This window comes from Chryseobacterium sp. (assembly GCF_008014695.1).
Taxonomy (GTDB): domain Bacteria; phylum Bacteroidota; class Bacteroidia; order Flavobacteriales; family Weeksellaceae; genus Kaistella.
Genome location: NZ_VOXE01000003.1, coordinates 558,536 through 580,592 on the forward strand (window position 1 = coordinate 558,536; position 22,057 = coordinate 580,592).

Annotated in this window: 19 protein-coding genes; 15 read left to right on the forward strand and 4 right to left on the reverse strand. The window is 41.6% G+C overall.

Features of this window, described 5'->3' with window-relative positions:
• Positions 1-5: 5 nt before the first annotated feature.
• Positions 6-758, reverse strand: coding sequence for an RDD family protein (locus FUA25_RS10510; protein WP_147756860.1), 753 nt, complete (start codon positions 756-758; stop codon positions 6-8).
• 22 nt (positions 759-780) lie between these two features.
• Between FUA25_RS10510 and FUA25_RS10515 the strand changes: the two genes are divergently transcribed.
• From FUA25_RS10515 to FUA25_RS10540, 6 genes are all read left to right on the forward strand, one after another.
• A complete protein-coding gene (locus tag FUA25_RS10515; RefSeq protein ID WP_147756861.1) occupies positions 781-1,785 on the forward strand; it encodes a stage II sporulation protein M in 1,005 nt (334 codons plus the stop codon).
• Positions 1,745-2,710 (forward strand): DUF4013 domain-containing protein, encoded by a 966-nt coding sequence (locus FUA25_RS10520; RefSeq protein ID WP_147756862.1) that lies wholly within the window; start codon positions 1,745-1,747, stop codon positions 2,708-2,710. The genes FUA25_RS10515 and FUA25_RS10520 overlap by 41 nt, the downstream gene beginning before the upstream one ends.
• Entirely contained in the window at positions 2,700-3,485 is a 786-nt protein-coding gene (locus tag FUA25_RS10525) for a DUF4129 domain-containing protein (protein WP_147756863.1), read from the forward strand. Before FUA25_RS10520 ends, FUA25_RS10525 begins: the two co-directional genes overlap by 11 nt.
• A 2-nt stretch (positions 3,486-3,487) precedes the next feature.
• Positions 3,488-4,651 carry a DUF4350 domain-containing protein gene (locus FUA25_RS10530; protein ID WP_147756864.1) on the forward strand — a complete coding sequence of 388 codons (1,164 nt, stop codon included), beginning with the start codon at positions 3,488-3,490 and terminating at the stop codon, positions 4,649-4,651.
• Positions 4,652-4,728: 77 nt separating this feature from the next.
• A complete protein-coding gene (locus FUA25_RS10535) occupies positions 4,729-5,736 on the forward strand; it encodes an AAA family ATPase (protein ID WP_147756865.1) in 1,008 nt (335 codons plus the stop codon).
• Positions 5,737-5,782: 46 nt separating this feature from the next.
• The gene (locus tag FUA25_RS10540) at positions 5,783-7,105 is read left to right on the forward strand and encodes a DUF58 domain-containing protein (protein ID WP_147756866.1); all 1,323 of its coding nucleotides are present in this window, start codon (positions 5,783-5,785) and stop codon (positions 7,103-7,105) included.
• A gap of 10 nt (positions 7,106-7,115) precedes the next feature.
• Here FUA25_RS10540 and FUA25_RS10545 read toward each other — a convergent pair whose 3' ends face one another.
• Positions 7,116-7,643: a DUF4160 domain-containing protein gene (locus tag FUA25_RS10545; RefSeq protein ID WP_147756867.1), complete on the reverse strand. Its 528-nt coding sequence runs from the start codon at positions 7,641-7,643 to the stop codon at positions 7,116-7,118.
• 75 nt (positions 7,644-7,718) lie between these two features.
• Here FUA25_RS10545 and FUA25_RS10550 point away from each other — a divergent pair, with 75 nt between their 5' ends.
• Positions 7,719-8,141, forward strand: a complete 423-nt coding sequence (locus FUA25_RS10550; protein WP_147756868.1) for an OsmC family protein — start codon at positions 7,719-7,721, stop codon at positions 8,139-8,141.
• Positions 8,142-8,360: 219 nt separating this feature from the next.
• Here the strand turns inward: FUA25_RS10550 and FUA25_RS10555 are convergent, their stop codons facing one another.
• Positions 8,361-10,973 (reverse strand): MGH1-like glycoside hydrolase domain-containing protein, encoded by a 2,613-nt coding sequence (locus FUA25_RS10555; protein ID WP_147756869.1) that lies wholly within the window; start codon positions 10,971-10,973, stop codon positions 8,361-8,363.
• 68 nt (positions 10,974-11,041) lie between these two features.
• Positions 11,042-12,193, reverse strand: a complete 1,152-nt coding sequence (locus FUA25_RS10560) for a hypothetical protein (protein WP_147756870.1) — start codon at positions 12,191-12,193, stop codon at positions 11,042-11,044.
• Between the two features lie 180 nt (positions 12,194-12,373).
• Between FUA25_RS10560 and folE the strand changes: the two genes are divergently transcribed.
• The 8 genes from folE to FUA25_RS10600 all read left to right on the forward strand — a co-directional run bounded on the left by folE (position 12,374) and on the right by FUA25_RS10600 (position 22,036).
• Entirely contained in the window at positions 12,374-13,039 is a 666-nt protein-coding gene (gene folE / locus FUA25_RS10565; protein ID WP_147756871.1) for a GTP cyclohydrolase I FolE, read from the forward strand.
• Between the two features lie 58 nt (positions 13,040-13,097).
• The gene (gene cysS, locus FUA25_RS10570) at positions 13,098-14,567 is read left to right on the forward strand and encodes a cysteine--tRNA ligase (RefSeq protein WP_147756872.1); all 1,470 of its coding nucleotides are present in this window, start codon (positions 13,098-13,100) and stop codon (positions 14,565-14,567) included.
• Positions 14,568-14,666: 99 nt separating this feature from the next.
• Entirely contained in the window at positions 14,667-15,821 is a 1,155-nt protein-coding gene (locus tag FUA25_RS10575; protein WP_147756873.1) for a T9SS type A sorting domain-containing protein, read from the forward strand.
• A 108-nt stretch (positions 15,822-15,929) separates the two neighbouring features.
• Positions 15,930-18,584, forward strand: a complete 2,655-nt coding sequence (locus FUA25_RS10580; protein WP_147756874.1) for a 4-alpha-glucanotransferase — start codon at positions 15,930-15,932, stop codon at positions 18,582-18,584.
• A gap of 165 nt (positions 18,585-18,749) precedes the next feature.
• Positions 18,750-19,736, forward strand: coding sequence for a hypothetical protein (locus FUA25_RS10585; RefSeq protein WP_147756875.1), 987 nt, complete (start codon positions 18,750-18,752; stop codon positions 19,734-19,736).
• A 114-nt stretch (positions 19,737-19,850) separates the two neighbouring features.
• Complete coding sequence (locus FUA25_RS10590) at positions 19,851-20,828, forward strand: glycosyltransferase family protein (protein ID WP_147756876.1); 978 nt, start codon at positions 19,851-19,853, stop codon at positions 20,826-20,828.
• 92 nt (positions 20,829-20,920) lie between these two features.
• Complete coding sequence (locus FUA25_RS10595; RefSeq protein WP_147756877.1) at positions 20,921-21,364, forward strand: hypothetical protein; 444 nt, start codon at positions 20,921-20,923, stop codon at positions 21,362-21,364.
• A gap of 165 nt (positions 21,365-21,529) precedes the next feature.
• Positions 21,530-22,036 (forward strand): ferritin, encoded by a 507-nt coding sequence (locus FUA25_RS10600; protein WP_147756878.1) that lies wholly within the window; start codon positions 21,530-21,532, stop codon positions 22,034-22,036.
• The last annotated feature ends 21 nt before the right edge of the window (positions 22,037-22,057 follow it).

The following is a 22,057-nucleotide window of genomic DNA, read 5'->3' on the forward strand; positions in this document are numbered from 1 at the left end:
ATATTTTAAATGTTTTTCCCGGTATAGAAATTATAGTCTTTTATGATTACTGTAATAAACCGTCTTTCTGTAAATTCCCGGTCATCCACCTCCAGTTTAAGAATTTCTTTGATTTTATTGGAAAGTTTACTAATGACTTGTCTGTCGTTAGTTTTCAGGGCCTTTTGGTAATTTTCCTTAATAATCCTAACGTCATTATCAGTGAGCGCCAGAACCTGCGGAAATACCGGCACATAATCATCCTGAAGGTTTTCCAGAATGGTATGGGAAATGTTGATCTGGTTTTTAAGTGAAATTACCGCGCTTCCGGATGCAATATCACCCAGTCTCTGGTTGTTTTTTGAAACAATCATGCTGATAATTCCCACGACTCCCGAATTTGAAAAAACATCCACAAGTCTGAAGAACCACCGGATCAGATAGTCTCCGAAACTCGCCTGAAAGCCATCAATTTTCACCACCTTTATTTTCACGATTTTTTTACCGAAGGTCTGTCCTTCGAACAAACTTTCTGTTACTAAAGTATAAATATGAATTGGTAAGGTCAGAAGGATCAGCACAGCGCCGATGGAAAAACTGTCAAGGCCATCGAGCACTTTTCCCAGATCAAAAAGGCGGAAGAAAATCTGGTAAACAAACAGCAGATAGGCCCCTTTAATAAGCATATCAATGATGAAAGCAAGGATTCTTTCTCCGATACTCGCGGTATTGAAGTTAATATTTACATTTTGTGAAGTATTGATGGCGATGAGCGACATATTTTTATTATTTTAGCATCGTATGAGAGAGGTGGCATTCATCAAACAAAATAAAGAAAAATGGTTCGGAATCGAGCAGGTTGTCGAAGGAAAAGTCAAAAAAAATCCTGATGACCTGTCGTCGCTGTACATTAATCTGGTAAATGACCTGTCTTTTGCCCAGACCTATTACCCCAAAAGCAAGACTACCGTTTACCTGAATCACCTTTCTGCGCGCATTTTTCAGAAAATTTATAAAACGAAACGTGCGGAACAGAACAGGATTTTCTATTTCTACAGAACCGAGGTTCCACTCCTCGTTTACCAGTACAGAAGATACCTTTTTTATGCATTTGCTTTTTTTATCCTGTTTACTTTGATTGGTTTTATCTCTGCCTATTACGACAAGGAGTTTGTCAACATTATTTTGGGAGAAGACTATGTAAACAAAACCATTGAAAATATAGAATCAGCAAATGCAGTTGGCGTTTATCAGCAGGGTACAAATTGGGGCACTTCGGTGTTCATTATATTCAACAATCTAAAAGTTGGCGCAATTCTTTTTGTTTACGGGGTTTTCGGCGGAATAGGAACGCTGTTTGCGCTCATGCAGAACTGCATCATGCTCGGTTCATTCCAGTATTTTTTTCATGAGCATGGCGCATTGAAGGAAAGTGCAAGAGGAATCTGGCTTCACGGCGTTTTCGAAATCTTCAGCATGGTGGTGGAAGCAATGGCCGGCCTCATTCTGGGAGCATCCATTCTTTTTCCTAAAACTTTTTCCCGATTTCAGTCTTTTAAACTGGGCTTTAAAGATGCTTTTAAAATCTTTCTGAGTACAGTTCCCTTTACTATAGTTGCCGGAATCATCGAAGGTTATGTAACAAGATATGCCTTGCAGATGCCTGAATGGGTAAATATTTTCATCATTTTCGGAACGTTTTCGGTAATCGGCTTCTACTATTTTATTTACCCCTATATTGTCTCAATAAAAAAACTAAAAAACCATGCAATTTTATCAGAAACGGGACTTCGGAGCCCTCATTAGCGACACGTTTGCTTTTTTTAAAGAGCACGGAAAGAATTATTTCAAGAATTACCTTCTGATCAATGGACTGTTGTTAATTCTTCTGGTAGTGACTTTTGTTTTCGGGTACGGTGAACTTTTCTCGCAGATGATGGGTTCCAATACACAGGGTCAAAACTATTATTTTCAGGCTTATTTTGAGGAAAACCGGGGAATGCTCATCTTAGTATCAGTGCTGGTGTTTATACTTTTCATGGCGGTATCAATCGTGACCTATTCCTATCCTGTTTTGTACATGAAAAGGCTGAGTGAAACCGGAAATAAAAATATCAGAGCCGATGAAATTCTGGGTGATATTAAAAACAATATCGGACGGTTTTTTATCCTGTTTCTCGGCCTGGTCTTCATCATCACTCCACTTGCAGCAATCATTATCGGAATTTCGTATGTCCTGATTTTTGTTTTGATAGGGTTTTTTCTGCTCCTCCTTGTTTTTCCTGCGGTCGTCAATGTCGTTAATTTTCTGCTGTTCGATTATTTTCACACGAAGAAGGGGTTTTTCGATTCTTTAAGTTATGCGATGAGGGCGCAGTTTTCCTATCCCAGCGGCAGGGAAAAATCTCCTTTCTGGAAATATTGGGGTTCAACGATCATTATATACATCGTCATTCAGGTCATCACAACGATATTTACAATGATTCCAATGGTCATTTTCGCCGCTAAAGCATTCACCGTTGCCCAGAATGATTCGTCGGTTCAGAATCCTTTTGAAGGAACGATGGGCATTCTCATTTTTATGATATACGGAGTTTCCATCCTGATGTCTTTTCTGCTGATGAACATTATGTATGTGAATGCAGGACTTCAGTATTATGACAGCAGAACCGATTTGCACAGAACCCTGGATCTCACAGAAATCGACACGATCGGACAGCATGAATTATAAGATTATACCTTTATTTTTCTGCTTTTTTTTCATATTCGGTTTTTCTCAGGAATCCCCGCCGCCGCCGATTTATGGAACCGACAGTCTGGTGATCAATTCCCCGGACGGATATTCAACTGACTCCATTCTGCAGGCAAATCCCACAACTGAAAATACCGTCTTCCCCAAACAATTTAAGGAAAAATTCCGTTCACAATACAGAGGTGCCGAATTCGATTATACGACTATAAAGCCTAGGGAATCCTTCATTGAAAAAATTAAGAAATTCATCAGGAAAATTGTTGAAGCGATATTTGGCAACATCGATCCCGGAAAGACGGTGTCCTTAACCGAGAACATCATCCGTTTTTTCGCTGTAATCATTATTGGTTTTGTGCTGTATTTTTTAGTGCGTTTTTTAATCGGCAAAAACGGCAATTACTTTTTCAGGAAAAAGAAGGGGAAAATAAAAATTGATGACCGTGACCTTCATGAAAACATCCACGAAATTAATTTCCCCGAAACCATCGATTCATTCGAGAGGCAGAAAGATTACCGATCCGCTGTCCGTTACCGTTTTCTTTCGGTGCTGAAAATGCTTGCCGATAAAAAACTCATTGCATGGAATCCCGAAAAAACAAATAAGGACTATGCCGAAGAACTGAAAGACATTCGTATAAAGAATGATTTCCGCGACCTGGTGTATATTTTCGATTACGTGTGGTACGGCGAGTTTGTTATTGATGAAGTGAACTACAATTATTTTAAGGAACAGTTCCAAAATTTTAAAATATAACTGTGAATAAGACTTTTCGCTTATACGGCATTATTTTCATCGTTGTTTTATTGGTCCTGGCGTTGCTTGAGCTCAATAAAACGCCGGTAACCGACTGGCGTAAAAATTTTGACCTGAATGAGAAGACGCCTTTCGGCCTTTTTGTTTTCAGCCAGGAAGCCGGTAAACTTCTCCATTCAAAATTGGCAAGGACCGAACTTTCACCGTACAGTTATTATAAAAAACAGAAAAAAGGGTCGCACAATATTTTAATTATTCAGTCGCAGATTGATGAGGAGTCCTTCAATAAAATCCTGGAAACAGTGAATGAAGGTTCCGATGCGCTCATCATCACCGATTCTTATCTTAAAAAAATTGCCGATACACTCGGTTTTGATCATTCATTCGTAAATGATGGCGGACGTAATTCTCTCCGGCTTACTGATACAAAGCTGAGCAATGATTCTTTACTTATAGACAAACTGCCATCAGGAAAAGGATTTGCTTCAATTGGAAAATACCACGAAATTTTGGGTACAACCCGTGAAGGAAGATATGGCGCCCAGGCCAATTTTATTAAAATACCGCACGGGAAAGGCCATATTTATCTGCATTCGGAGCCGCTCATCCTTACCAATTATTATCTGCTGAAACCGGGGAATGAAAAATATGTAGAACATGTTTTCTCTTATCTCCCGGATCGGGAAACCGTTTGGTTTTCGGGCGCGAATAAAATTTCCATGAAATCTACGTCGCCACTGCGCTTTATTCTCTCAAAACCTGCACTTCGCTATGCGTGGTGGCTGCTTTTGGGTGGATTACTGCTTTTTGTGGTTTTTAATGTAAAGCGGAAGCAGAGGATAGTTCCTGTTATTGAGCCTTTAAACAACAAATCGTTGGAATTTGTGAAAAGCATCGGTAATTTATACCTTCAGGAAGGCGACTTTCATGATATGATGGCGAAGAAAGCCCAGTATTTTCTGAACCGTATCCGGATGGATCTGCTTATTGATACCCGAAATCTGGATGATCATTTCGAAAAACTGCTTCATCTGAAAACCGGAAAAAGTCCGGAAAATATCCGTGAAGCGGTGGTGCTGATAAAAAAAGGTCAGGATCCTTACGCCAGTGTGATGAAAGAAGATCTGATTAAAATGAACAGGCTTCTGGACGAAATATTAAAGTAATAAAAAACAACAGGGCAGCATCAGGACAGAAGAAAGCGAAGAGATGAAAAATCCGATGCACCGTTAAACTAAAAAATATGGAAAACTTTGAAAATGAAATCCCTGAAAACACCAAACCTGAATTCCATTCAAGGATAGAAATGACGGAACTTCGGGAAAACCTGGAGAAGGTAAAAACCGAAATAGGCAAAGTGATTGTGGGTCAGGAATCCATGATTGAACATCTTTTGGCTGCACTTTTATCGAACGGTCATGTATTGATTGAGGGAGTTCCCGGCGTTGCCAAGACCATCACTGCTAAACTCCTCGCCAAAACGGTGGAGGTGGATTTCAGTAGAATACAGTTCACGCCCGACCTCATGCCCTCTGATATTTTGGGAACATCGGTATTCAACGTAAAAAACAGTGAATTCGAATTCAAGAAAGGACCGATATTCTCGAGTTTTATTCTCATCGATGAAATCAACCGTTCTCCTGCCAAAACCCAGTCGGCACTGTTTGAAGTGATGGAAGAACGCCAGATTACCATGGACGGAACCCAGTACGAAATGGTTGAACCCTTTCTTGTAGTTGCTACCCAGAACCCTATTGAGCACGAAGGAACTTACCGCCTCCCCGAAGCGCAACTCGACCGTTTTCTGTTCAAGATTAATGTAGGTTACCCAACCCTTTCTCAGGAAGTGGAAATCATCCGTAACCAGCATGAGAGCAAACTGGAGGATAAGACCGATGCCGTGCAGAAGGTGATTACCGCAGCCCAGTTGAAAGATTATCAGCATATTGTAAAAAGCATTGTCGTAGAGCCGCATCTTCTGGAATACATCGCACAAATCACCGTAAATACCCGCGAGAATCAGTTCCTTTATCTGGGCGCTTCGCCCAGGGCGAGCCTTGCGTTGCTGACGGCTTCCAAGTCCTTTGCTGCACTCCGCGGAAGGGATTTCGTAACGCCCGAAGATATCAAGGAAGCCAGTTATGCAGTACTCCGTCACAGAGTCATGGTTTCTCCGGAAAGAGAAATGGAAGGCTTGACTGCGGATGAAATCATCAGACAGATTCTAGAGACGATTGAGATTCCGAGATAAAAGCAGGTTCCCCCAATTTAAAACCTACAACTAGCCATCGCTGAAAATGAAAAACCTCTACATCAATAACCGTTTTTTCTTCACTCTTTTCGGAGTGGGAGTGCTCTATATCCTGGCTTTTTTCTTTCCTTTCTTGATGGTTTTTGCGCACGGACTGCTCATTTTGGCGGTACTCGCGATTATGGTAGATTATCTTCTGCTTTTCAATCAGAAGAATGCACTGCAGGCTCAGCGGATTCTGCCCGAAAAATTTTCCAACGGCGACCAAAACTCTGTGAAAATCGATCTGAAGAACAACTATCCGTTCCGCATTCAGGCCAAAGTGATTGATGAGATCCCTTTCCAGTTCCAGAAGCGCGATTTCCTTATTGAGAGAAAGGTAGAGCCACAGAAGAATGTAATGTTCGAGTACATCCTGGAGCCAAAAGAAAGGGGAACCTACAGCTTCGGGAACCTCAACGTCTTTGTAGAGTCGGTACTGGGTTTGGTGTCCCGCAGGTTTACGTTTCAAAAGGATGCGGTACTGCCCAGTTATCCATCTTTCATCCATTTAAGGAAATATGAACTCACGGCACTGCAGAATGAGTTTCTTCTCGGCGGAATGAAGAAAATCCGCAAGATTGGCCATACAATGGAGTTTGAACAGATCAAGGAATATGTGCCTGGCGACGATGTAAGAACCATCAACTGGAAAGCCACTTCCAAAAGGAATCAGCTGATGGTGAACCAATTTCAGGACGAAAAAGCGCAGCGCATTTATATGGTCATTGATAAAGGAAGGACCATGCAGATGCCGTTTGGAGGACTGAGTCTGCTCGATTATTCGGTAAACGCGACCATGGCTTTGAGCCATATCATTCTGAAGAAAAGCGACCGCGCCGGAATCATGACCTTTGCCAAGAAAACAGAAAACAAAGTAGCGGCCGATAACAAATCGGGTCAGCTGAAGAAGATTTCCGAGGCTTTATACCATATTCAGACAAATTTCTTCGAGAGCGATTTCAGCAGGCTGTATCAGGATGTGAAGTTCAGCATTGGACAAAGAAGTCTCATTCTGCTCTTCACCAATTTTGAAACGCTCGATGCGGTAAACCGCCAGATGAAATACCTCCGCGGAATCGCCCGGAACCACCTGCTGGTTGTCGTCTTCTTTAGAAACTCAGAGCTACAGCAACTCATCCATAAAAATCCTGAGAACATGCAGGAAGTTTACGACGAGATCATTGCTGAAAAGTTTGAATTCGAGAAAAAACTCATTATCCAGGAACTCAGAAAATACGGCATTTATACCGTTTACACCTTGCCCGAGAACCTCAGCATTGAGGTCATTAACAAATATCTTGAAATTAAATCGAGAGGAATATTATAAAGAAAAACAGCTACGTTTTATAGGAAGCAATACGTTTGCCCCGATGAACAATAAATTCCGGAGAAATGTCGTAATTCCAGAATTCCCCGTTCAGAAATATCAGATTTTTCCACCGAAGTTCACCCATTTCCCCTATTTCTACCGTTTTAAATACCTTTTGATTTTTCAGCTTTTCTATTCCTGCTAAATGATGGTGTTTGTTAAGCAGCGGATGAATATCTAATTGGAAAACTACTTCACCGTTGATCTCACATATGATCTCCGTCGATTTTATCTCCAGTATTTTTGTCACCCTGTAGATGATGGTATTGAGAAAATTCTTATTTTCCCACATTTCCCGGAGCTCGGTTTTGTGAATTTCTATCCAGTCCTGAACGAGTCTGAGTTTGCTTCTGGGCAGATCGCCGTTTAGGATTTGTCCGTTTTCAAGTAGGATATTCGCCTCATAGTTATTGTATTTTACTTTAAAATGCGGCGGCGGCTGTTCATTGAAAAACATATAAATTACCATTCCGTAGAACCTGTATATTTCCGGCATATCGAACTGATTTACACAAAATTAATTAAATAAATTGAATTGATTATTCTTATTTTTGGATAAACAAATCACCTTATGAAAATATCCATTAACCGCATCAATGAAGAGTACCTCTTCGAATGCACCAACGCTGCCGGCAATAAAATCCTGCTCGACAATACTTCACAGCCCAACGCCAAAGGCGTATCACCCATGGAAAGCCTGCTCATGGCCACGGCAGCCTGTAGCGGCATCGATATGGTCTCGATCCTGAAAAAGCAGCGCCAGGACATTACCGGATTTTCTGCGGAAGTGGAAGGGGAAAGGGTGCAGGTGGATGAAGCGAAGCCTTTTAAGACCATTCTCGTTAAATACTTTCTGGAAGGGACCATCGATCCGAAAAAGGCGCTGAGATCCGCGGAACTGTCGTTCGAAAAATACTGTTCCGTCTCCAAAACCCTCGAACCGGGTGTAAGCATCAGTTTTGAGGTCTTTGTAAATGGCGAAAAGGCTTCCTGAAAGCCGTCTCAACCATCTAAGGAAAGAATTCCGACGACTTATCCAAAAGCAAGCTTGCTTTTCCTGAAAACCTTTCGACGAGTTGGTAAAAAGCAAGCTTGCTTTTGGGGAAAACCTCTCGACGATTTAGGGAAAAGCAAGCTTGCTTTTCCTGAAACACCCGAAGCCCAGTTTTAAAGGCACTCAGAAGAGGTGACTTTATGATCCTGCAAATTTTATTTAAGAGACCCGCGGTTTCAGGAGTTTGGCTACAGTGGCTGTCCAGCCCGTCTGGTGCGAGGCACCAATGCCCATGCCGGTATCTCCGTTGAAGTACTCGTTGAACATAATGTAATCTTTAAAGTGTTCATCATGGTTCATCATTCGGTTTCCGCCGTTGAAGGCACGCTCTCCGTTTTCATCTTTCATGAAGATGGAGCAGAGACGGCTGCTGAGGTTGTCGGCGACATATTCCAGGTTTCGCATCTCACCGCTGTTCGTCGGGAATTCAACCTGCATCCGGTCGCCATAGTAGTAATGAAAGCGCTGAAGGCTCTCAACGATCAGGAAGTTGATCGGGAACCAGATCGGGCCACGCCAGTTGCTGTTTCCGCCGAACATACGGCTGTCGCTCTCTGCCGGAGTGTATTTTACCGAAAATTCCTGCCCGTCTACAGTAAACTGATACGGTTCATCTTCATAAATTTTCGACATCGAGCGGATTCCGTAATCGGACAGAAATTCTTTTTCATCCACCATTCTTTCCAAAACTCTTTTCAGGCGTGTTTTGCGCAAGATGCTCATGAGGTGTTTTCCGCCGGCACCCTCTACCTCCCAATGCGAAACGAGATTGGCGAGCTCCGGTTTGTTTTTGAGGATCCACTGCATACGCGAGGTGAAATTGGGGAGTTGCTCCAGTATTTCATGGTCGATAATCTCTACTGCAAACATCGGGATGAGGCCTACGATGCTTCTGAGTTTCAAAGAAACAGAGTCACCGTCATTCAGCTGAAGCACATCGTAGAAAAAGCCGTCTTCCTCATTCCAGAGGCCTCCTTTGGCACCGCCGATATTTTCCATCGCCTCGGCAATGTACAGGTAATGTTCGAAGAATTTGATGGCCATATCCTCATAAACTGGGTTGTAGAGCGCGAGCTCCATGGAGATGCGCATCATGTTCAGGGCAAACATCGCCATCCAGCTGGTACCGTCGGCCTGCTCCAGATGGTCACCGTTCTTGAACTCCATATTGCGGTCGAAGGCACCGATATTGTCGAGACCTAGGAAGCCTCCTCCGAAGACATTGTTCCCGTTCTTGTCCTTGCGGTTCACCCACCAGGTAAAGTTCAGGAGCAGTTTCTGAAATACACTTTCCAAAAACGGGAGATCAGGCTTGCCATTGGCTTTTTCATCGATTTTAAATACACGGAAGGTCGACCAGGCATGCACCGGCGGATTCACGTCGCTGAAGTCCCACTCGTAGGCGGGCAACTGGCCGTTCGGGTGAATGTACCATTCTTTGGTAAGGAGTTTAAGCTGATGCTTGGCAAATCCGGGATCAAGCAGGGCAAAAGGTACGCAGTGGAAGGCGAGGTCCCACGTCGCAAACCATGGATATTCCCATTTGTCGGGCATGGAAATGATGTCTTTGTTCTGCATGTGTTCCCATTCTGTATTGCGGACATGGCGACTGAAGTCGCGTGGCGCTTCTTGTCTGGGATCGCCTTTCAGCCATTTCGAGACGTTGTAATAGTAGAACTGCTTGTTCCATAAAAGTCCGGCAAAAGCCTGTCTCTGGATGTTTTTCTCTTCCTCATCGGCCAGGTCACACTGGATGTCTGCATAAAAATCCTCCGCTTCCTGTTTCCGGAGTGCGACGATTTCATCAAAATCAAAGAACGCATCATCCATTTCATGCGGGCTGAGCCTGAAATCGAAACTGCGGCTTTCGCCGGGTTCCAGTTCAGCGTCAATGAAGAAGCTGGCTTTGGTTCCGGACTTTTCCGGGTTCACCGCATCTTCCGTTCCGTGGATGAGGTAATTGTTGATGCCATCTTTAAAGAACTTTGCTTCGGACGGAGTTCCGAATATCTTCTCCGAATTTGTTTCGTTGTTGCAGAATAAAGTTTCAGCGGAAGTGTCTCTTGCATAGAATTTCTTCATGCAGATGGTATTGTGGTCGATATCGATCACTCCGTTGAACGAAGACTTTAGTTGAGGTTCATACGCGCCATAGCCCCAGGTCCAGTTATTGCGGTACCAAACGGTCGGGAGGATAACGAGAGGTGCCTTTGTGCTGCTTCTGTTTACTGCCGTGACGCGGATCAGGAAGTCGTCATGATTGATCTTGGCGTATTCGATGAAAATATCAAAATAGGCGTTGTTCTCAAAGATTCCGGTATCAGTAAGTTCAAATTCCCCTTCTTTTTTTGTGCGTGCGGCGTTCTCGTTTACAAGCTGTTCATAAGGGAACTCATTGATGGGATACTTGTACACCATCTTCATGTACGAATGAGTTGGGGTATTGTCCAGGTAGTAAAAGATTTCCTTGATGTCTTCTCCGTGGTTTCCCTCGTGATTGCTTAAGCCGAAGAAACGTTCTTTTATGATTTGATCGCGGCGGTTCCAGAAAGAAAAGGCGAAGCAGAGCCGCTGTTTGCTGTCGCAGATTCCGGCAATTCCGTCTTCGTTCCAGCGGTAAGCCCGGCTGATGGCACCGTGATAGTTGGTATAGTCCCACGCATTACCATTGGTACTGTAATCCTCGCGCACCGTGCCCCATTGGCGGTTGCTTACATAAGGTCCCCATTTCTTCCATTGGTCATCGAGCATTCTTTCTTTCTCAGCCATCATATTCATATTTCAGGTGCGAAATTATGAAATTAATATTTCCCGCGAATGTCGGGGCAATATCTTAAAGTCTACAGGATAGGATGCCTTTCAAATTCTTTTTTCCGGTCGAAAAGATAACGGAAGGTTGCCAGTTTCCTCGTGACCTTTGTATCTAAGTTCTCGGCAATCTTCAGCATTTTGGGATTGAAGTCGCCGATCCACTGCATTTCGATTTCCTGAAAATCGGTGTGTTTCCGCAAATGTTTCGTGCCTTCCCAGATCATATACCCTTCGATTCCTTTCTTCTGCCACTCCGGCACCACCCCGAAAACAAGACCCACCATCTTTGTATTCTTCGTGAATTTTTTCAGCCAGAGGAATTTAATCTTCTGCCACCATCCGAACTTGCCTTTAAGATACTTGAACCATTGGTTCAGATCCGGAATATTGATCCACATGGCAATTGGCTTTTCATTTTCATATACAAACCACGAGATGTGTTCATTGATCACCGGTTTCATGCTTTGAAAGATCCTGAGTGCTTTTCCCTCATCAATCTGTTTTCCCTCTCCATGATCTGCCCAGGCTTTGTTGTAAATCTCAGAGAAATCCTTGGCAAATTTATCAAGTTTCCTTTTGGTCATCCTTCTTGCAGAAATCGCAGGATTGCGTTTGTGTTTTTCATGCAGCAGCGTAAAAACCCTGGAAACTTTACTGTGGGTAGGTCTGCTGTAACAGATCTGGTTAAAATATACTTCGAAACCATAGTTTTTAAAGAGATCGCTATAGTAGGGGGGATGATAGTTCATTCCGTACAGAGGTTCGGCAAAACCTTCGGTAAGAAGTCCCCAGAATTTATCCCTTTCGCCGAAGTTGATGGGGCCGTCCATAGCTTCCATACCTTTTTCCTGAAGCCAGCTTTTGCAGAAATCAAAGATATAGTTCGCCGTATTCTGATCGTTGATACAGTCGAAAAAGCCGAAACCGCCTGTAGGCTGTTTCTGTTTGTATTTCCCATTCACAAATACGGCAACTTTACCCACCGTTTCGTTCTTTTCGTTCGTGAAAAGAAACCTTTCACAAACACCAGTTTTGAAAAATTTATTCTTTTTCCGGTCAAAAACACTTTCAACATCGGTATCTAAAAAACGGATATAATGGGGATCATCGTTATAGAGCCGGTCCGGAAAGTTTAGGAATTCATCAACAAGGGTAGGGGTGTTAACTGGGATAACTTTCAAAATCTCTTATTTTTATTTCAAATGTATAATAAAAATACGGGTTGCAAAAGACTGAATATTCAATAAAACGGATGCAGACCCGATATTATCTCAATAAGGATGATGAGAGTCGCGCTGATCACTATCCATTTCCCTGAACTCATAAAAATTGCTTAATTTTGGGGATTATTAATAAGGAATATGACAGATTTTATTGATAACGACGACGATGTCTTTACCGGGAAGGAGCACACTCCGCTGCGGAAAGATGCGTTCGAGAAATCACCGGAAGAAAAAATTGAACTCATCCGCCATCATTTCCATGAGATTATGGAGACTTTAGGCATGGATATGACCGATGATTCCCTGAAAGACTCCCCGAAAAGAGTCGCAAAGATGTTTGTGAATGAGATATTCGGCGGACTGCTGCCGGAAAACAAGCCCGGGATTTCCACTTTTTCCAACAAATATAAATACCGGCAAATGCTGGTAGAAAAAGATATAACGGTTTATTCGTTCTGCGAACACCATTTCCTGCCGATCATCGGCAGGGCACATGTTGCCTATATCTCCAACGGAGAAGTTATCGGACTTTCCAAGATCAACCGGATTGTAGATTACTATGCGAAACGTCCGCAGGTGCAGGAAAGGTTAACGATGCAGATCGTGGATGCACTGAAATCCGCACTTGGAACAAAAGATGTTGCCTGCATTATTGACGCAAAGCATTTATGTGTAAACTGCCGCGGAATTAAAGATACCGCAAGTTCTACGATTACCGCTGAACTCAGCGGAATCTTCAGAACAAATCCCATAACGAGACAGGAATTCCTGCATTACGTGGGAAGCCATGCAAAACTGGACTGATTCTGAATCCGGTCCTTTCCATTACTAAAATATTTGAACCGTACTAAGCCTAAAGATTATGCCGCTTAAATTATATAATTCACTTTCCGGAGAAAAGGAAATCTTCAAACCCATTCACGAGAACGCAGTCGGGCTGTATGTTTGCGGACCCACGGTTTACAGCAATGTGCACCTCGGAAACGTGCGGACTTTCATGTCTTTTGATTTTATTTACAGGACACTGATGCATTTGGGATATAAAGTCAGGTACGTCAGAAACATTACCGATGCTGGTCACCTGACCGACGACGGCGATGTTGAAAACGACCGTTTCGTTAAACAGTCGAGGCTGGAAAAACTGGAACCTATGGAGATTGTACAGAAATATACTGTAGATTTTCATAAAGTCCTTGAGACTTTCAATCTTCTTCCGCCTACGATCGAGCCTACTGCAACCGGTCATATCCTCGAGCAGATTGAACTCGCCCAGAAACTCATCGATAAAGGTTTTGCTTACGAAAGCAACGGTTCTGTGTATTTTGATGTATTGGAATACAACAGTCGCGGACTGAATTATGGTGAACTTTCCCGCAGAAACATCGAAGAACTATTTGCAAATACCAGAGATCTGGACGGGCAGAACGAAAAGAAGAATCCTCAGGATTTTGCTTTATGGAAAGCAGCTTCTCCGGCGCATATCATGCGGTGGAATTCGCCGTGGGGAGAAGGTTTTCCGGGATGGCATCTGGAATGTACCGCAATGTCCACGAAATATCTTGGAGAAAAGTTCGATATTCATGGCGGTGGCATGGATTTAAAATTTCCGCACCATGAATGTGAAGTAGCTCAGGGAAAGGCCTGCAACGGTACCGAACCGGTCAATTACTGGCTTCACGCCAACATGCTTACGATGAACGGACAAAGAATGAGCAAATCCACCGGAAATTACATCCTCCCGATGGAGCTGGTTTCCGGTGAGAATGATTTTTTTGAAAAGCCTTTTCATCCGAGTGTGGTACGTTTTAATTTTCTGCAGGCGCATTACAGAAGCGTTCTGGATATTTCCAGTGAAGCCATGGCAGCAAGCGAAAAAGGATTTCAGCGCCTGATGGAAGCGGTTAAAGTTCTGAACAGTCTTTCACCTAACATTTCTGCTGAATCGTCTGTATTCAATCTAAATGACTGGAAAGAGAAGTGTTATGAAGCCCTGACGGACGATTTCAATTCTCCGATTTTGATTTCTTATCTTTTTGAGGCAGTTAAATTTATTTTCAGTTTGAAAGAAAGAAAAGAAAGTATTTCTGCTGAAGATCTTGAGGAACTTAAAAAACTGATGACTGCATTTGTCTTTGAAGTTCTGGGTTTACAGAACATCGAAGAAAATAATAATGAAAAGCTCAACCAGGCGTTACAGGTACTTATTGAACTGAGAAATCAGGCCCGAAAAGCCAAGAACTTTGAGCTGTCAGACCAGATCCGCAACCGTTTGCTTGAAGATGGAATCGAGCTAAAAGATGGGCGAGAAGGGACGACTTATCTTTTGAATTAATCTATTGATTTAATAAAATTTTTTCTGATTTCATAAAATATTGCTTAATTTAGTACCTGTTTTCTGGTTATTAAGTTAAATCATAAAAAATTAAGCAATATGAAAAAAACATTACTTCCTTTATTTTTGCTGTTTACAGGCAGCATTATTACTGCACAGCAAGATATTTTTGCCCTCACCGGTAAAGATACTCCCAATATTGTTTTCAATGATTTCCGCAGTCTGAATTTCAATGGGAATTCTGATCAGATTATATTTTCTGATCAAAGCACCCCGTCCGTGTATTCCCAGATTCTAAGAAAACAGGTCAACGAGGATAAAGCAAGCATTCATCATTCCCAGACCATGCAGATGGCCGGTTTGGCGTATGCATCATCTGGTGACTTGGTTTACACGCCTCTTTTTTCTTCCAATATCTATGTTTTAAATACCGTTTCAGGTAAAATAAAGCTGGTGGAAAACAATGTCATTAAAACAACCCCTTGTGACATGGGTTCTCATATCACGAGAATGGCTGCAGGTTATGACGGAAACATCTATACGCTGAACAACAGCGGTTCACAAATGATCAGAATCAGCCAGAAAAATGGCGAATACACCGTTACAGATTTAGGCGCGCTTAAAAATGATCCTTCAAATGGGAATAACCGTTTCGACGTTATGAATGTCGGCTACGGCGGCGATATGATTGCTGATGCTGAAAATAATTTTTATGTGTTCTCGGCTTCCGGCAATGTGTTTAAAATCTTTACTGCTGATTTAAATGCGCAGTTTCTTGGAAAAGTAAATGGTCTTCCGGAAAACTATACGGTAAACGGCGCAGCAGTGAATGAATTGGGCAATGTAGTGATCGCAAGTGCAAAAGGGCAGTCTTTTTACGAAGTTAATCTGAAAGATCTGTCGGCAAAATCTATGGATGGGCCTCAAAACATGCATGTGTATGATCTGGCAAGTAAATATTTTGCAAACGACCGAAAAATTCCGAATGTCGCTGTTTCCAATGAGGTGAACATTTACCCGACCAATATCAAAGAAAAATTCTTTAATCTGGCGGCTCCAAACACCAAAGGTGCACTTTCCGTTGAGGTTTACGATTTTTCTGGAAAAAGAGTCATGCAAAAAGAGGTGACCAATGCAGCCAGAACTGCGGCGAAAATTGAATTGAACAACTTAAACTCCGGCGTTTTTGTCGTGACGGTGAAAGACGAAGCTAAAAACATTATTTTAACTAAGAAAATTATTATTTCTGAATAAATTTTCTGAAACTTATTAATATCAGCCTCTCCCGAACTTTTTAGGAGAGGTTTTTATTTGACAGGATATTTTAATAAATTCATAAATTGCATGTTCTAAAGGCAAAACATGAAGCTCTATTTCCATTTAAATTATCATACTAGAAACGGTGAGAAGATTCAACTCCAAATATTTGAAAATCTTGCACCGGGTAAAATTTATGAGCTCACCTATACCGACAACGGGAACTGGCAGACTGAAATTGATTATTTTTCAAAAAACATTAGCTACAGATATCAGGTTTCAGATTCGGAAGGAAATATAACCGACGCGGAACTTCCATTTCATGCACTCCACTTTAGCCATATTTATTCTGAATTTCAGATTTACGACGCCTGGAATCTTAAGAATTTCCCTGAAAACTATCTCAATAACAAGGTTCTGCAGAATAACCTGAAAGATTTCAAACCCGAAAAAGTTTCTGTTTTAAAAAAACACACGCATCTTTTCCGTATCGAAGCCCCTATTTATCACCCGAACTCGAAAATTGTAATTTTGGGAAACTGTGAAGCCCTCGGAAACTGGGAGTATCTGAAATCGGTTCCGATGTCGCAGACCGATTTTGGAATTTGGGAAACCGCCGTGGAAGTTTCTGAAAACCGTATGATTCAGTACAAATACGGACTTATGAATTCTGATACCGGAGAAGTTTTTGATATTGAAAACGGCGACAACAGATGGGCTTTGCCAAATCCCGAAAAAAATATTCTTCAGATCAAAGCTGATCATTTTTTCAAATTCAAGTCCTTTGAAATGTACCACGCAGCCGGAGTTGCAGTCCCGGTTTTTGCGCTCAGAACTAGGAATGGTTTCGGCGTCGGTGAGTTTATGGATCTTAAAAATCTTGCCGACTGGGCTGCTGAAACGAATCTTTCGGTTCTGCAGATTCTTCCGGTCAACGATACCACCGCGAATTACACCTGGTCCGACTCTTATCCGTATGCTGCAATCTCCGTCTACGCGCTTCATCCTCAGTATTTAAATATTGAAAAGTTGGAATATTCTTTACCTCAGGAATTAGTTGAAGAATTTCATACTGAAAAAGCCTCACTCAACGCGCTGACTTTAATCGATTATGAGAAGATAATTTCCGGGAAATGGAAATTTATAAGAAAGATTTTTGAAAACCATAAAGACCTGATTTTAAAGGACCGGAATTTCAGGAAATTTCTTAAAGAAAATGAAGAATGGCTGGTGCCTTATTCGGCTTTCTGTGTGTTAAGGGACAAATACAATACGCCAGATTTTAATACCTGGAAGACCCATAAAAAATACATTGCGGGTAAAATTTCTGTTTTTTTTGCCCCTGCCAATAAAGATTATGAAAAGGCAATGCTGCATTCTTGGGTGCAGTATCAACTCCATTTACAGTTGAAAGAATCGGTTGATTACGCCCATAATCTTGGAATTTCTATAAAAGGGGACCTTCCGATTGGAATTTACCGCTATTCGGTGGAAGCATGGACAGAACCTTCCCTTTTTGGGATGGATTTTCAGGCCGGAGCCCCACCGGACCAGTTCAGCGGTCTGGGCCAAAACTGGGAATTTCCTGTTTATAACTGGGAAGCCATGAAAAAGGACGGTTACCGTTGGTGGAAAAACCGTTTTAAAGCCCTGGAACAGTATTTTGATGCCATGAGGATTGACCATATTCTTGGCTTTTTCAGAATATGGAGAATACCAATGAGTGCCACCCAAGGGGTTTTGGGTTATTTTTCTCCTGCTGTGCCTGTAAAAATGGAAGAATTTTATGCACGAAAAATTGCCTTCAGTTTCGAGAGGTATTGTAAGCCTTATATTAATGATGAAATTCTTCAGCATTATTTCGGCGATGAAAGTGCAGCCGTCCGTAATTATTTCATCTGTAATAAGGATGGGATGTACTCTTTTAAAGACGAATTTGATTCTCAAAGAAAACTTACTCAGTTTTTCGAAAAAAATCCTTCCATATGGCCTCAGGAAAATCTGCTTGCGCTTTCCGCAAATGTATTATTCCTTCCGGAAGAAACCGAGAATGGAGAACTTGTTTATCATCCGAGAATCAATATCACTGAAACGGAGTCATATAAATATCTCCCAGATGAGGAAAAAAGGAGTGTCTACGATCTGTACATCGACTATTTTTTCAGACGTCAGGATACCTTATGGTTTCAGGAAGCCATGGAAAAACTACCGGTAATCCTAAATTCGACCAATATGTTGATTTGCGGCGAAGATTTAGGAATGGTTCCAGAAGTGGTTCCGGAGGTGATGGACAGGCTTGGAATTACTGCTCTTAAAGTTCAGCGAATGCCGTCAGAAAACATTTCATGGCATTGTCCGGAAAATTCAGGATATATGAATGTGGTCACCGCAAGTTCACACGACAGCTCAACGTTGAGACAATGGTGGCATGAGGACCGGACTCTGATACAGAAATATTTCAGTGAACAACTGGGTCAGTGGGGAACGGCGCCGCATGATCTGCATCCTGAAATTGCCGGGATGATCATGACACAGCATCTTTACAGTGATGCAATGCTTGCCATTTTTCCTGTTCAGGAGTTTTACGCAACAGATGAGAAACTTACGCGTCCGGATATGGACGCGGAAAGAATCAACGATCCGCAGGTTTTTCCTCATTACTGGCGGTACCGAATGCACGTAAGCCTCGAAGAAATGCTTAAGAGGAAAGAATTTAACCACAAAATCGCCGGATGGGTTGAAGATTCCAACAGAAAATAAATTTATCACTTGGAAATCAGAGCTTTGTAGTGGTTTAAAAAGAAGTTTTCGCTCTTAGGTTTAACTTCCTTTTTATATTGGCATCAAATTGACGGTAACCTCTTAAATTACCTTTCTCTAAGGAAAATGGGTTGTTCAATTCACAATTTAATACCAGCAAATAAGATGAAAAAAATATTTTTAGGATTGGCGGTGGTTTTAGGAACACTGACTTACGCACAGTACAGCAATAACGGTTGGGGAAACGATAACACCAACAACGGTTATTATGGAAATAATAACGGTTACAGCGATGATTATGCATTTCCGGAAGATTATTATTACGATTATCCTACCGATTATTATGCAGATAATTATTATCAAAGCTATTACAACGATTACAGAAACAGTATTGTAATGGTAAACTGGAATGATTTCTTCAGAAGTTCAAGACTTTCCAGACGCCAAATTCAGCAGATTATTATGCTGAATGAAATGTATGGCTCATACTCGAACTGGAATTCATATTACCGTCATAATCCTGACAGATGGTATTACGACAGATTCTATACCTTACAGCAGATTATGGGACCTCAGATATTCATCGTTTTTCAGAACAATTATTACAATGGCTATAATCCTGTTGTTTATTTCCAGAATTACAGAAGAGATTATTATGCGCCGAGATACAGGGTGCAGCCGCGTTATGCCCGAGTTAATACCAATGTTTATAGAGTAGACCGAAACAGATTTTTGGAGACCCATGGCAATAAATATGGCTGGAGTCAGACAAAAAACCCTCACACGAGTAGTTTCAGAGATACAAACAGCAGCAGTATTCAGCAGGGCAACGGATTTAGAAATGAGTCGGTAAGAAATACTGAAGTACGAAACACAACAAACAGCGGAGGTTTCAGAAATCCTTCAACTACTACAACCAACTCAAATAACAGGGGATTCAGAAATAGTTCGAGTGGAACTGTGAATACAAGGCCGGTTACAAATAGTGGAATCAGACCGGTAGCTCCAAGAAGCAGCCAAACAACGGTAGCGCCAAGTACCAGCACCGGAATGCGAAGCAGCAGTAGTAGTTCGGGAATGCGTTCCGGATCAACAGCCGCTCCGCAGCAAAATTCCACTCCAAGCACAGGAAAACGCGGAGGGTTTAGATAAGATTTATAGAAGTAATAAATAGTAAAAAGTGAAAGGAAGAGCAGAGAGATCTGCTCTTTTTTAAATTTTATTCACATTTAATTACGGCTTGGTTTTTAGGCTAATTTTGTATTGATGAAAATTCTTTACAGCATTCAGGGTACCGGAAACGGACACGTCAGCAGAGCCAGAGAAATAATTCCGCATCTTAAAAAATATGGTCAGTTAGACCTGCTTTTAAGTGGTACCCAGGCTGAAGTGGGTCTTGAGGATGACATCAAATACCAGTACAAAGGGTTTGGATATGTGTTCGGGAAACGCGGAAGTATCGACTTCGGGGAAACCTGGAAGCGTTTTGACAGTTTCAACTTTTTAAAAGAGATACGGGAACTTCCTGTAAATGATTATGATCTGATCATCAATGATTTTGAACCGGTTACGGCCTGGGCATGTAAATTAAGAAACAAAAAATCGGTAGCTTTAAGTCACCAATCTGCTTTTTTATCTTCAAAAACTCCACAGCTGGAAGGTTTTCACTGGGGCAAATTCATTACGACTCATTATGCGCCAGCTACCGAATATTTTGCTTTTCATTTTGAAAAATATGATGAACACATTTACACACCTGTCATCAGAAGTGAAGTCAGGAATTTGAAAATCGGAAATTCCGATCATTACACCGTTTATCTCCCTGCGTATTCTGATGAATTTATCTTGAATCAAATCAGGAATATTCCGGACACCAACTGGCAGATTTTCTCCAAACATGCAGTGAAGGGATATGTTAAAGACAATGCGGAGGTTTTCCCCATCTGCAACGCAGATTTTCTGAGCTCGTTGGCAACATCAAAAGGATTTTTGACAGGCGGAGGTTTCGAAGGTCCTGCTGAAGCCCTTTTTTTAGGAAAAAAAGTTCTGTCGGTTCCTATGACTCATCAGTATGAGCAGCAATGCAATGCACTTGCCCTCGAAAAAATGGGAATACCTGTGATCTGGAACCAAAAGGAATTCAACCTTAAACTGAAAAGATGGGTGGAAAGTGATGACATTATTAAGGTGAATTACCCGGATGAAACGGATGGAATTCTCGCTAAAGTTATAGCATCCAGATAAGTGTAAAAATTTAACAAAAATTGTGAAAAAACACTTTAACTTCAACGGAAATCTGATATCAAACCATCAAATAACAATAAAAAGGTAATAAGATGAAAAAATTAGTTTTAAGTTTAGTATTGGTGGGATTCGGAAGTTTTGCAATGGCTCAGGTTACCCCCGCACAAAAAGAAAAAATGCAGCAACGCAGAGCTGAAATGGTAAAAAATCAAGAACAGAAAAGAGAGCAGCATTTTGCGGAAATGCAGAAAGAGCTAAATCTTACCCAAAGCCAATTGAATCAGATTCATGCGATTCAGGAAAGGCATCAGGCTGAAAGAAAAGTAGCCATGCAAAGAAATCAGGAAATGAGAAAGCAGAAAATGGAGGGGATGAAGCAAAATATGCAGCAGATGGATGATGAGATGCGAAAAATTCTTACTTCTGATCAATATGCAAAATGGCAGGCTAAAAAACAGCAGAAAATGCTGGAAAGGAAGGCCAAAATGAAAAAACATAGAGCGCCTATGGGTGGCAAAAAAGCGATGAAGAGTTAATAGGATTAAAAATAAAGGCCATTTCGGTCATATAGTTCATAATTTTAGTTTTTAATGTGGGAAGTGCGGGAATTTTTATTTCCGCACTTTTTATTATTAGGAAAGTAGGGATGAAAATTTGATACTTATTCATAAAAAATTTTATATTTGAGAAAATGTATAATCATGATATCACAGAATATAACCCGACTCATTAATGAACAGATCACAAAAGAACAGTATGCAGCTCAACTTTATTTATCCATGTCTGCCTGGTTCTGTGCGAAAGATCTGGACGGCATTGCCAACTATTTCCGGATCCAGAGTAAAGAGGAACTCATGCATGCGGACAAAATGTTCGATTATCTGAAGGATGTTGGCGAACAGATTATTTTGGGAGAAATTGCCAAACCGCCCTATGAGTTCACCAATGCTGTGGAAATTTTTGAAAAAGCGCTGGAACACGAAAAAATCGTGACAAAAAGTATTTTTAATATTGTTAAGAATGCAAATGATGAAGGTGATTTTGCAACAGTTTCTTTCCTACAGTGGTTCATCAACGAACAGGTTGAAGAAGAAGCCAATGCCTCGCAGTTGGTGTCCAAAATAAAAATGGTATGTGATAATCCTTCTGCGCTTTACCTTTTTGATCAGGAGCTGGCAACGAGGGTTTTTAATCCACAAACAGCATAAAAAAAGGTCCCGAATTCGGGA